Raw genomic sequence first — 14,044 nt, forward strand, 5'->3', positions numbered from 1 at the left:
TGTTCATTTGTTTTCTTTGAATTCCCGTGCCAGCGCTCCGGCGGTTATAAAGCGTCCCCCACGGTCAAGTAATAAACCACACAGGGCATCAAGCTGCGTAATGGCTTCGGGTCCGCAGTTTTCTACGATAAAAGGTAAGGGGGTGACCATGCATTCCCCGAAATCCATTGCTCCCTGCGGCATGGGATAAAACTCCCAGGGGTGGAAATAAAAGCAGAGCACAGGTCTTTCTCCCTTAGCGGATACATAGCGCAGGAAGCTTTCCGCTTTTTCCATTACAGCAGCGGCAGACTTTGTTCTGAAGAGCGGCCATTGATCACGGTCGCGCTGATAGGGATCATTGCTTTTCATTTCCAGGTCGCAGAAGTTGGGGATCTCCACAATGTTCATGGTTCCTTTTTTTGTCCAGTCATCCGCTGAAGGATGGTAGGGAACAACAGGCTCGCCGTAATAATAAAGCGGTAACGACGCGTCTGAAATATAGCCCAGCGACTCCAGCACATTCACCACCCGGGTGCTGCCCCACAAACGGGGGCAGCGAAAACTAACCGGTTGCTCGCCTGTGATGTCAGAGATAATCTTAGTAGCATCCTTTAATCTTCCTTCCACTTCATATGGAAGAATGGGCCAATTGTTGGGCAAGGGAAAGATGGGATCCCCAAGGGTTTCATGGAGCAACCCGTGACAGCCTGTTTCATGACCGGCGCCTTTCACTTTCTTTACCATTTCCGGGTTGTGCATCGCCGCATGACCTGTCCAGTAAAAAGTTGCCGGGATATTGTGCTTCTTCAAAATATCAAGGATAGGATCCGTTCCTTTTTGCACACCATCATAAAAGGTGGTATAGGATCCGATATCGGTTTCCATATCGAAGCCAAGCACAACATCAAATGGCGCTGTATTTTCGTTTTGCAATTGATTCATGGTCCTTTTTTAATGATCCAGAAAATGAGCGTCCATACGGGGACTTAAAGGAATGACACCACCGGCTGTAACCTCGTAGCCGGTTTCAATACGTAACCCATGGAACTCGGGATGTCCGAAAAAGCTGATGTCAACACATATCATCATCCCCGGCTCCAGCACATCATTGCTGTGAGGTCCGAAAAAAGGAGATTCTGCTTCGTGCAGACCAATGGTGTGCACAAAGGGACAGACCAGGTATTGCGACAGTTGCTGCTCCTCAAAATAGGCCCTTGCGGGAGCATCTAATTCCTTGCCGGTCTTTCCTGCTGCCAGACCTGCTTTAGTGCGCCTGAAAGCCTCTTTAAGATGGTCTATGGCGACCTGCTGTCTTTGGGTATAGCTGCCCGAAACAGCAAACACATCTCCCACCACACCCGCGTACCCGTTTACTTTGGGAGAGATGCCGATCATTACCAGTTCTCCGTCTTCCAATAATTTTGAACTGGCTGTAGGCACCACGGCATTGGAACGCGCCCCGCTGCCCACGATCGTTCCAAATCCAAAGCCGCTGGCACTGCGGCTTCTCACGGCGTATTCGCCTGCTGCCGCCACCTCGATTTCGGATACTCCTTTTGCTGTTTTTGCTTTCATGGCATCATAGGCGGCATCGGCGAGTTTAAAAGCGGCACGTATTTGCTGTCTTTCCCATTCCGATTTTATATAACGCAGCCGCACAAACGCATCGGTGATGTCCACCAGCTCAACCCCGCTGAAGCCTTCCACTATCTGCTGGTAACCTGCGGCAGGCATTCGTCCTGCACCTACCAGCCCAACGCGTTTGATTTTACCCAGCCTGCCGGTCAACTCTTCAAATAACTTTTTAAAATCAATGATCGTGGCATTGGGATATTCTTCATCCGGTACCATAAAAACGGTAAAGTTCCTGGTCTCGGTGATCATGCTGTCCAGTTTGGCGAAAGGTTCGCTTTCGGGTCCTCCCAAGATCATGGGTTCGCCCTGCCCGGGCACCAGCACCGCACCGCTTTCAAACTGGGGGCACCAGCCCGTGAGATACCAGCCATTGCCGATGTTGAATTCATCATAATAAACAAGGGCAATATCCAGCTTGTTTGCCGCCAATAATTCCTGTACTTTATGTATCCTGGCTTGTGATTCCGCTTTAATTAAATAGGCCATGATTTTTTATTTAAAGGATTATTTATTGTTTAAAAAAATGCCTGTGCCCGTTACCGTTACCCTAGTCTCGCGTGCAGGCACTGAGGTGTCGAAGTGTGTTTTTTCCTTTCTGCATTACAGGTGTATCTCCTACCCCACAATATTTTTTAAAAAGCTCCTCAAGCATTGGCAATGTCAATCTTATTTAATTGCTTCTCAAAACCGGCTAAAGGCTTTGTATCAAATAATACATGGATTGAAATTCCTTCCCAATTTCAAAACTAAAAACTCCTTCTTTATACGTGGATGGAATATAGCCGGTTATGAATCCTTGTGGATTAATAGACATTACGCGCAGGTTTTTTTTATCTGTTTTGATCTGGATTGTTGCTTCAATAATATCTATCTGAATAGGTCCCTGCCCGGGATTCAATTGCTTTGTTCGATTATCATTATACAGGCTGCCTGTGTTTTCAGCCCTGCCAATCGCCGTCAGTAGCATGTTTGTTGATCGTTTAATAGGATCGTTGGTAAGCGAGCTAATGGCGATCGTAGCAAAATCGGTTTTTACATCAACTTTAAAATCAGTTAGTGACAATATTCCATTTTCTCCTACAAATCCATAAACTACCTTGCTATTCGGAGAATCTATCCAACCAATCCTTCTATTTAAGTTCCGGTAAAGTTCATATGTGTCTGAAAGTACTTCGCCGCCCTCTACATTAACAACTGTCGCATCAGCTGTTACTAATTTATCGCCTCCAGGGGGCATTCCCGGAAGAATGCTCTCCACCCTGTGTTTTTCTGCCGCAAGCAGGAGGGCTTTTCCGCTAACTGCAAAAGGATTGTCCCATTTGATATTTACAGTTTTTTCTGCCGGCCTTACATCCCCCCTTCTCATGATAAGTGCCGCATGGTAGAACAGTCCAAATTTAGCGGGGTCATTAAAGGTATCGAATACTCCCCCCCTGTAATATATTCCGCCAATAGAACCGCCGGTTATCGGTTTACCGATCATGTCTACATTTTCGTCTGCAGAATATCTGTAAGTGTGAATGGCAAAACCACCCCATCCCTGGAAAGATCCTGCCGCTGCCAAAAAAACGGAACTTTCCGCCCTCCATTCATTGGGCCACGGGTTGTCCCATTCAGATATAAAGAAAGGTTTACCCTGCACCCTGTAAAATGCCAAAACCGGCAATAAATTATTGGTTGAGCCAATATTTGGCTTATTTCCGAATTCTCCATCTCTGTCCCGCCATCCGGCACCACCTGCTGTATAAGTATGGCTGTCCGTAAAATCACCTTCTAATTGTGCAGACAAATGAGCTGCGTTCCTTGTCCAGTTGGTTCCGGCAATAGGTATTTTTACACCTATCTCCCGCATATGTTGGATCATCTCTCTATAATACGCTTTGGTAATGTCTACGAAAAAATTAGTGATATTAATATCTTTTTGGTGGTTGTTAAATTGCACTTTGTCTTTATCTATCCTGATCTTTTTTTTAGCTGCCCAGCTCCTGTACGTTTTTTCCAACTCACTTCTGTAAGGTTCGAGCGCCACTGCTTGTGTCCACAGATCATTTTCATTAGTAACTTCCGTAAGCACTATTGCCGGGTCATCTTTATAGGCCAGTTTTGTATAAGGATTTATATGCGTCCATAGGTGGTAATTGAATTGCTTCTGCAATTCGATCAACTTTCTGTTATAAGTGGAATAGGGCTTGGCCGCATCACCCAATTGATCAGCTGCTTCAACATCATCACCTGTTTTAAACCGCCTGTAAGTCAGCAAATCCATATAAATGTAGATTCCTTCCTGTTTCAGGCAATAGATCAGGTAATCAAGGCGGTCTAAACTTTCGGGATCAAAACTTTGAGTGTTTGGTTTGTTTTCTCCTTTGTTAAACTGAAAAATATTCGGGGTAGACCATTCCGCATCCATCTGGTGTAACCGAACAATATTGATCCCTACCTTTGCCAAACGTTTTGCTACTTTATTACTGTGTTCGTGTGGCGGAAAGATCTGGGCACTGTTAAAATTCGTCCCCCAAAACCTTGCTTCTGTACCATCTTCAAAAACGAACTTATCAGCTTTTACTTTTAAATAACCATGTTTTCCCGCAGGTTTTTCACTCTTATAAATAAAAGATAAGTCAATAGGCATATCGTCCCAGGGCAGGGTATAAGGAATTGTTTTTCTTTCCCGGCTTTGCGCATTTTTGTTAGCACTTACCGAATCTCCCTGTCCTTGTACATGAAAAGCCATCATCAGGAAAAAAATAAAAAAGTAAGCCGCCCTGGCATACAATTTTTTGCAATCATTAAATCCAGATACATCGGTGTAACTGATATTTTTATTCATATCCGCATATTTCAAATTGTTATCGAATTGCATTTGCAGATCGGCTAGTTGCCGTAAATGACCCATGGATCATTTATATTTTTTATTTTATCAAAAACCTGTTTTTTAAATTGATTAACCAGCGCAGGCTGTTCACTTGCTATATTCTTCAGTTGAAAAGGATCGGATTTGTTATCGAACAGTAAGGCCCCTGTTTCTTTGCCTTCATTATTCCGTTGCATTACAAATGTGTAACGATCATTTCTCAACCCCCGCATTCCCCCCAGTGCGTTCCAGGGGTTACAAAGCAGATAAAGCGTAAACTCAGGGGCTCCGGCCTTTTTGCCCAAGAAGTATCCCGACAGATCCTGTCCTTCAACACCAGGGGGTATTTGTTGCTCAAGTCCGATGAGAGAAAGGAGGGAAGGCATCATATCCGGCACACTGATTTGCAAATCGCTTGTTCCAGGTTTTAATTTTTCGGGCCAACGGATCACTAAAGGAATACGGAATGATTCTTCGTAAGGAACTACTTTGGCCATAAGCCCGTGGCTTCCCATCATTTCACCATGATCCGAAGTGAACACCACTATTGTATTTTCTGCCTGCCCGCTGGCTTCCAGTGCTTTCAATATCCGTCCGATCTGTTCGTCCACGCCCGTTACACAGGCAAAATAATCGGCCACACTTTGCCGGGCAACATCACCTTGTTCTCCCTCGGGGACATTAGGCCTGTTTAATAGCTTTTTAACGGGGATATCTTTGTATATTTTTTTATATTTTTCGGGAACTGCATCGTACGGACTGTGGGGCGGATTCATCGAAATGAATAAAGCCCAGGGCTTACCTGTGTTAGCCCCTATAAAGTCTACCGCCACATCCGCTTCGTGCTCCGGCGACCATTTCCCGGCAAACAAAGTGTCTTCTACCGGCGAATCGTTTACCCAGTAATAAGGGTTGAGGTGTTCGTTGTAACATCCGTAAGCGTGCCAGAAATCAAAGCCATGCCTTTTTTCCCCCGGCGGTGTGTATGCGTCCCATATACTATTTCTCCAATCGTCAACATCCGGTCCTTTCGGAGCATCAAGGTGCCATTTTCCTATATAGCCGCAAGCATATCCGTTACTTTTCAAAACATCGGGAAAACAGGTTTCATTTTCATGTAAAAAATTTTGAAACTTACGGGTGCTCGTATTACAGTTTGTCAAAACATTATTTGAAAAGCAATACTTCCCGGTCATCAGCATTCCCCTGTAGGGAGAGCATATCGGGCGGTTGCTTACCGCATTGACAAACACGATACCCTCTTCGGCCAACTTGTCGATACAGGGGGTTTTTACAGGATCCTCTTTCATGATCCCCATTGCCTGGGCACGAAATTGATCAGGGAAGATAAAAAGCAGGTTAGGCTGTTTTACAGCTTTTTTTGAAGCATTCCCAAAAGAAAGTGTGGAAAGGATTCCCACCAACAAAAAAAAATGATTCACCGGGAACAACATATTCATTGTTCTGTTTTGTTTTAGTATTGAAAAGCTTTTTGCGGTTTTAATACCGGTAATACCTTAGGAATTGCCTATGTATTTGTAATATGGATTGTATCTTTTAGTCTGATGTCCTCCGCCGACGCCCCGATCATAATTTCAAACTCGCCGGGTTCAATGGTGTAATTCATGTCTTTATCCCAAAGACCAAGCTCGTTGCATGGAATTGAAAAACTGAGCGTGGCAGTTTTTGATGGATGTATCTCTATTTTTTTAAACCCTTTCAGTACTTTAACCGGAGTTGTTACGGAGCTTATTTTATCATTTATATATACCTGAACTACTTCTTTCCCCGCTACAGAACCGGTATTTTTAACCTGCACCGTTAATTCGATAGTATCTGTTTCTTTCCATCTTTTTTGCTTTATCTTCAGATCAGAATATTCAAATTGGGTGTAGCTTAACCCAAAGCCAAAGGGAAATAAAGGATCGGTGGGTGAAAATACATAATCCCTTCCCGGATTGCCTGGAGCACCGGGTTTGTGGTAAATTCCCCTTCCGGAAGGTTTGTAATTGTAGAATACAGGCAAATGCCCCGCACTCCGGGGAACAGAAACGGTAAGTTTTCCTGAAGGGACGACTTCTCCGAATAGGATCCGGGCAACGGCATTACCCCCTTCTTCTCCCGGGTACCAGGCGTCAAGAATAGCCGGAATGTGTTCCTTTTCCCAGGGGATACTATAGGGCCGGCCATGGACCATCACCAGTATAACAGGTTTGCCCGTTTTACTTATGGCCCGGATCAGTTCAGGTTGAATTCCCGGAGGCGTTAATTCAGACCTGTCATATCCCTCCCCGCAGGTTGGATATCCTCCCTGGTCGGCCAGTTCACCCCATCCAACACCCGATAAAGACATACTCGATCCTCCAATCACCAATACAACAACATCACTATTTTGTGCCGCATCAACCGCTTCTTTAAAGCCGCTGCTGTCTAAGCTTGTGATACCGCAACCCCTGGCATAGTTCACCCTGATCTTACCTTTTGTAATATTTTTTATGCCTTCGAGAACAGTAACACCGGTGGAGTTCTCTTTTGAAATGCTGTAATCTCCGTATTGCACCTGGTTTGCATTGGGACCGATAACAGCAATTGATTTTAGCTGCGGAAGCCTGAGCGGTAATAAATTATCCTGGTTTTTTAGCAATACAACAGATTCTTCAGCAATTTCACGGGCGAGCCTGACCGATGCCTTTGTATGAACAAGATCTGATAGTCTTTTAGGTACAAAATATGGCTTGTCAAACAACCCTGCCCTGAACTTAACCGTAAGAATATTTTTTACTGCTTCGTCCACCAATCCCGCAATTTCTTTATCATTTTTTGCCAGTGCGATCAACTCTGAATAAGCGTAATCAGCACCTTCCTGGTCAACCCCTGCTTTAAGAGCCAGTATGGCCGCTTCTTTTTTGCTGCCGGTGATCTTGTGGAAGGTTTGTAACATGCTCACTGCGCCGTAATCTGCAAAGACATACCCTTTAAAGCCATATTCTTTCCGCAGTATATCTTTCAGCAGGTACCCGTTTGCGTGAACAGGAATACCGTTTACTTCATTGTATGCGGGCATTACAGCATATACATTTGCCTCCCTGACCGCTTTTTCAAAGGGATATAAATGAAGTGACCGCAAATCTCTTGGACCCACTTCAACAGGTGCAATGTTTATTCCGGCAGAGGGAGTGCTATACGCCACATAGTGTTTTGCCGTACTGATCAGATGGCCTTCAGGGATATATGCTTTTGTTATTTTTGGATCGCCCTGTAACCCGATTACGAACGCCTTCCCCATTTCGGCAACCAGGTAGGGGTCTTCCCCAAAGCATTCTTCAATCCTTCCGTACCGGGGATCTCTTCCTACATCAAACAAGGGGGCAAAGAGTTGGTCGCACCCGGTTAAACCGGCTTCGTAAGCAATAACCTCTGCCATCTTTTTTATCAGGCCCGGATTCCATGTGCTTCCCTGCCCGATTGATTGAGGAAAATTGGTTGCGCCATGAGCCAACTGCCCGTGAATTCCTCCCAGGTCTACCTGGATGGCGGGGATCCCCAACCGGGTATTTTTCCTGAGATACTGATCGGCAGCTTCTGAAAAACGGGCAATACGATCAATATCAGCAATCACAGGATCAAGGCAACCGATACTCTCACCCTGAAATAATTTTTCTAACGATTCCCTGGTAATGTTTCCTTTTTCGTCCTGTTTAAGATCAGCGAGGTCAAGTTTCAACATTTGCCTGACTTTCTCCTCAATGGTCATCCGGCTTAATAAGTCATTTACCCGGTCCTCTACCTTCAAAGCAGAATTTCTATAGGGCAATATCTGAGCGCTTAAGGGGCTTAAAAATAGGGTGCCCGATGAAAACAATACTACAATTAGATATACCAGTCTGTTGTTCATTGACTTCTTAATTTCTTTATTATAAACTTCTTCAATTTATCTTTGAACACATCATTAATGCTTCTAAAATTTGATCAGTTAAAAACTACTTAATTGAATATTGCCTGTAACTTCTTTTTCTCATTTTTTATAGTATAAAAATTCCGGATAGGGATAGTATCTACCCGGAATAGGGTTTCCATATATTTGATCTGATAGTCGTCTGTTATTAGGGAAATGATAACAATTTAATTCGTTAACAATACACCGGGTATTCAGCATAAACGTAAACGACTGCTGCAAATGCCAATATTCAGCCAATAACTACCAACCCGGGTTTTGCGTTAAATTAGGATTTAAATTTAATTCTTCTGCCGGTATCGAGCTTAAATAATCCCGGTTCTCCTTGAATTGATAGCCATTCGGCAAAAAGTTTTTAAAATAATCAATCAAGCCTTTTTCATCCAGTGGGGGATGGTAGGCCGGGAATTCATTTTGGTCAAAAGGATACCCCTTAGGCCGCTTTCCCTTGAACAACGCATGGGCTGCCCACCGCTTATAATCATCTTCCCTGAAGCCCTCAAGCGCCAGCTCAACCCTTCTTTCTCTTCTTATTTCATACAATGCGTCGGAAACAGGATATCCATAGTCTGTCCAATTCGGATCCGAACTCTGCGGATGAACAACAAAACCCGGCATGCCGACCCTTGTACGTAACTGATTCAAAGCGTTAGTGGCAACATTTCCGTTTAATTCATACAACGCTTCGGCATAGTTTAACAAAACCTCTCCATAGCGAAAAAGAATATAACCGGTTTCGCTGTTTCCTCCGCCTGTAGAGCCTGCACCCGGAGAATTGGGATTAGAACATTTTTTTAACTGGAACCCGGTTGGGTTAAGCCATGCACCTACCTGGTCAACCGATGGTTTTCCAAAAAACTGCGTCCTTGCTACCGATACCACATCCCCGGGTGTCCATACGGTAGCATGAAACCTGGGATCAACATCCTGTGCTATTTTCGTTAAAAAGGCATTTCCTTTGGTCGTTGACGCCAGCTCACTATAATCGTATGGTTGCCCGTTTTTGTCTAGATAATTTGAGATCAAAGACCAGGTAACGCCTACTTCGAAAGGTTGGAAGGTGGTCTGGTACTGAACATCATTAGACACCCCATCTTTGATGTTATAAGCCCTGTAAAGCAAAATTTCATTTGCGGAAGACATGTTGTCCAGTCCAAACAGCGTATAATAATTGTTATAAATGCCAACCTGATAATTTCCACTCATTAACGTTTCGGCTGCATTAACACAAGCCTGGAAATACTTGCCGGCGTTAGCACCCTGGGTCCCAAAAGCTGTTCCCGCATGATATTTTTGCCATGTTCCTTCATAAAGGGCAATCCTGGTTTTAAAGGCCAGGGCAGCTTCTTTGCTGATCCGGTTATTGCCATATTTTGATCTGAGGGAAAGTACTTCAATGGCATGATCCAGGTCGGCCAATATCGAATCAACAACCACCGTTCTCGGGTCGCGTTGACGCATTAATTCTTCCCCGGAGGTGGGCAGTAATTCCGTTGAAACCCAAGGTACACCGCCATATTTTTTAACCAATTCAAAATAGTACCATGCCCGGAAGAAATAAGCTTCCCCCAAAAAGTGTTTATATAATTCAAAATTATCTTTGCATTGCTGATAATTATCCAAAAAAATGTTGACTCCCCGGATATTCGACCATTCGCTCGTCCACCGGCCTCCGGTAACTCCTCTCTCACCATTTAATATGGTGTTAGGCGTTCCTTCTATCGCATTATCTGCATTTTTGATTGAATAACCATATCCAAATTGCCAAAAACTATGTGAAGGAAATGTGGGATAGAATTGAATAACATAATTTTCAAGATCCTTGGCTGTTTTCCAATAACTGTCAATGCCAATCTGATCCAAAGGAGGACGATCTAAAAAATCGTTTTTACATGCACAAAATATAAAAAAGAGTATAACTATTTTTAGTTTTTTCATAACTGTAGTTTTAAAAAGCATTAAACATTTATAATGTAATGTTTATTCCAAAGGAAACCATTTTATCCGTGCGATAAGTAGCTCCCAAGGTGAAGCTGGTTCCCAGAGCAACAGGGTCTATTGGTTTGATTGCGTTGGTGATTGTTAATAAATTTTCACCTGAGATATACATCCTTACTTTTTGTATCCGGAGCTTCTTCAGAAGCGACTGCGGCAGATTATAACCCAACTGTACGTTCTGTAACCTGGCATAGGATAAATCCAGTAAATAGCGGGAGGAAGGCTGCCTGTTTTTATGATTCTGATCGGCCTGTATATACATTTTTGGCCAGAAAGCATCGAGGTTAATATTTGCATCGCCCTCATACAACCCGGTATATTCATCTCCGGGCTTATCGCGAAAATAATCCAGATGCTCGGTTGTAAGCCCTGTGTGCAACCAGGTATTGATGCCCCAGTAAGCGTAATTCGAAACCGTGGTATTACTGGTAACAAAATAATCTCTTTTCCCTGTGCCTTTGATCAGAAAAGAAAAGTCAAAGCCTTTATATTCAAATCCTGCGCTTAATCCATATTGATACCTGGGCGTATTATTTCCAATTACCGAAATGTCGCCGGGGTTATTGATCGAATTGGTACCGTTGTTTACTTTCCCGTCGCCGTTCGTATCCAGGTATTTCAAATCGCCCGGATTCCAGGTATTATAAATAAAGGACAGATCCGTGCGGCTTAAATAGCTGTTTACATCCTCTTGTGATCTGAACAGTTCATTGGCTGTATACCCCCATATTTCTCCCACTTTTTTACCGGCATACCAATCCGTAACGATCCCGGTAGGATTAAGATAATCCAGTACAACAGATTGCGCATCAGCCATATTAAAGGAAACAAAATAAGACAGCCCCGATCTTTTGATCTCGCTGTTCCATCTTATAGCACCTTCCCATCCTCTCGTTCTTAATGTTGCATTATTAGATTTGGGTACAGATGCTCCCAGTATCCCCGGAAGCGGCTCCGAAGGTCCGATCATATTTTTTGTAACACGTTCAAATACATCAAAGTCAAGTTGTAACCTGTTGTTCAGAAATCCTGTATTCAACCCGATATTTTTTGTGGTGGCGGTTTCCCAGGTCAGGTCAGGGCTTACCAGGCTTGGAGTAGAGGTATAGCCTAACGGCCTTGCAGCGCCGTAATTAAACAGCCAGTTCAATTGCCCCGATTGCAAGGGGATCAATGCCAGGTCCTGGTAGGAAGCCACCTGTTGATTACCCAGTTGCCCCCATGATCCTCTCAGCTTAAAGGTGTTCACCACATTCGCCATTCCTTTCCAGAAATCCTCTTTGTTTACATTCCATCCGAGGGAAAAAGACGGGAAAAATCCCCAGCGGTTCTCCTTTTTAAATCTTGAAGTACCATCATACCTCGCATTGGCTTCGAAAAGGTATTTTTCATTAAAATTATACGTTATCCTTCCAAAATATCCCTGGGTTGCCCAATGTTCCAGGTTTTCACCGGCTGATAAGCTTCCATTGGCCGTTTCTAAAGAAGGTACTGATTGAACGATTAAATTGGTCTTGGAAGCGGTAAGCTGGTTAATTTGATTTAGTTCAAACTGTGTTCCTGCCATAAGCAACATGTTGTGTTTACCCACATTGAGATCATAGGAGGTGTAAATATTTGTTGTCCAATAGGAGAGGTTATGATGGCTTTGTGTAATACTGCTTGGAAGGGAACCGGCAAAAGGGGATAAGCTGCCATCTACTAAATTAGTATAAACAGCCAGTTGTCGGTCAGACTCAACAATACCTGTAGACTGATACGCAAATTCGCCATAGATCTTCCATCCTTTAGCAGGCCGCAGCTCTGTTGCCAGAATGTGCCAGTTTTCTGTTGTGGTATGCTCGCTGGTGCCCGCATCCTCTACAAATGGGATTTTTGATTGTATACTATAAGTACCAAAACCGTTATACTTAGCCTGGGTTGGCACCGTTCTCATCACGTGAAAAAACATATAATTATAAGGCATGCCTACGGGCATACTGGGGAACTCCCTGACACTTTTCATAAAACGGGTTTCGTAACGGATATCCATCCAATCTGTGATCGCTGCCTTCACTTTACCAGCTATATTGTATCTTTTGTATGAATCAGTGCCATAGTTGATCACTCCGTTCTGCCCGGTAAAACCCGATGAAAAATAGTAAGTAAGTTTATTCGATCCTCCCTTTACGGATAGGTTATGTTGCTGATTCAAACTATTGCCATAATATTCATCATACCAGTCATAATTTGCATGTGCATCCTGGTTGTTTCCCCATGTACCGTTTGCCAAAGGCATGGACTCGTAATAGGTTGCGCCTGCCGGGTAAAATTGTTTTAAATACTCCCAGTCCTCATTTTGATATGCGATGATCCGGTCTATAGCCGCATTTGAATAAGTACGTCCGCCGCCATTAACCCCGAATTCATTAATGACCCGTGCAAATGTGTAAGAATCGAGCATCTTGGGCAGTCTGGCTGTGCTGTTAACCGACATATTACCTGCGTAGGCGATGGATAACTTTTCATTTCTTTTGCCGCTTTTCGTAGTGATCAGGATCACACCAAACGGCGCCCTGGCACCATAAATAGCCGATGCCGCAGCATCTTTTAGCACTGAAATTGATTCAATATCATTTGGGTTCAGGCGATCCATTTCTCCCGGGAACCCGTCAATGACAACATACGGGCTTCCTCCATTTACCGAACCCATTCCCCGGATATTGATTTTCATTGAGGCCCCCGGTTCAAGACCATTATCTCCCAGTGAAAAATCCAATCCCGGAGACTGCCCCTGTAAAATTTGAGAAACCGTTGGAGATTGCCGGTTCTCTATTTTTTTATTTGAGATCACATCTACAGCCCCTGTCAGGTTCACCTTTTTCTGGGTTCCATATCCAACTACCAGTACTTCGTCCAAAGAAGTGCTGGTGCTTGTCAAAGAAATGTCAATCGTTTCCCGGTTATTCACGGGTATATCTAAAGTTTCATAGCCGACGTGAGTAATAACCAGGATCCCGTTCTGAGGTGTCTTTATCGAGAACTGTCCGTTTTTATCGGTAGATACGCCGATAGCAGTGCCTTTTATCTTTACAGATACGCCGGTTAAAGGTTCGCCTGATGTATTGGCCGTTACCGTTCCGCTGACAGTAATATCCTGTGCATTTACGGAGACTTTTAAACAAATTAAAAAAGCCAAAAAGAGTATCCGGCGAATAAAAAATTTCCGGGTTGAAAGAATAACAGACGTTTTGGAATACTTGTCTTTTCCCATAATTCTGAAGTTTTGATGAGTAGATTGAATGATCACCTGTGTGGTTTTTGGCTAGAGTGCCTCTATTTACCAGTAAATGTACTTTCATAGAAAAATTTAAAAAACGACTGTAAATTCAAATCATGACACTCTGTTTGCATAAAATTGCCTTTGCACTTTTATATAATGGAGATAGATGCCTTTCCCTGCTCCGGGACAGGTTGCACGCTTGTTCCCCTGATAACATAATGAAAGTTGACAGCGTCTTTTTTGAGGCGACCATTATGGCTATGATCACATTGAAGGCGGTGTGCTTCAACAAAGGATCAGCTTTGAGATCAACAGATGCTTTGTAGTTTTTTTAAGCAAACAGTGTAAAGGAGTTGCC

At 43.7% G+C, this 14,044-nt stretch carries 7 protein-coding genes; all 7 read right to left on the reverse strand.

The annotated features are described in order from the left end of the window. Positions 1–3: 3 nt before the first annotated feature. On the reverse strand, positions 4–924 hold the full coding sequence (locus tag PLE34_RS14845; RefSeq protein WP_324558206.1) for a polysaccharide deacetylase family protein: 921 nt from the start codon (positions 922–924) through the stop codon (positions 4–6). Between the two features lie 9 nt (positions 925–933). Then, positions 934–2,103: a M24 family metallopeptidase gene (locus PLE34_RS14850; RefSeq protein ID WP_324558208.1), complete on the reverse strand. Its 1,170-nt coding sequence runs from the start codon at positions 2,101–2,103 to the stop codon at positions 934–936. A gap of 205 nt (positions 2,104–2,308) precedes the next feature. Further along, positions 2,309–4,447 carry a glycoside hydrolase 5 family protein gene (locus PLE34_RS14855; protein ID WP_324558210.1) on the reverse strand — a complete coding sequence of 713 codons (2,139 nt, stop codon included), beginning with the start codon at positions 4,445–4,447 and terminating at the stop codon, positions 2,309–2,311. A gap of 44 nt (positions 4,448–4,491) precedes the next feature. Further along, the gene (locus PLE34_RS14860) at positions 4,492–5,931 is read right to left on the reverse strand and encodes a sulfatase family protein (RefSeq protein WP_324558211.1); all 1,440 of its coding nucleotides are present in this window, start codon (positions 5,929–5,931) and stop codon (positions 4,492–4,494) included. 68 nt (positions 5,932–5,999) lie between these two features. Next, a complete protein-coding gene (locus PLE34_RS14865; protein ID WP_324558212.1) occupies positions 6,000–8,366 on the reverse strand; it encodes a glycoside hydrolase family 3 N-terminal domain-containing protein in 2,367 nt (788 codons plus the stop codon). A 303-nt stretch (positions 8,367–8,669) separates the two neighbouring features. Further along, on the reverse strand, positions 8,670–10,364 hold the full coding sequence (locus PLE34_RS14870) for a RagB/SusD family nutrient uptake outer membrane protein (protein WP_324558214.1): 1,695 nt from the start codon (positions 10,362–10,364) through the stop codon (positions 8,670–8,672). A gap of 28 nt (positions 10,365–10,392) precedes the next feature. Beyond that, entirely contained in the window at positions 10,393–13,677 is a 3,285-nt protein-coding gene (locus PLE34_RS14875) for a SusC/RagA family TonB-linked outer membrane protein (protein WP_324558215.1), read from the reverse strand. Positions 13,678–14,044 lie beyond the last annotated feature (367 nt).

Source organism: Agriterribacter sp., from assembly GCF_035445465.1.
Classification (GTDB): Bacteria; Bacteroidota; Bacteroidia; order Chitinophagales; family Chitinophagaceae; genus Agriterribacter.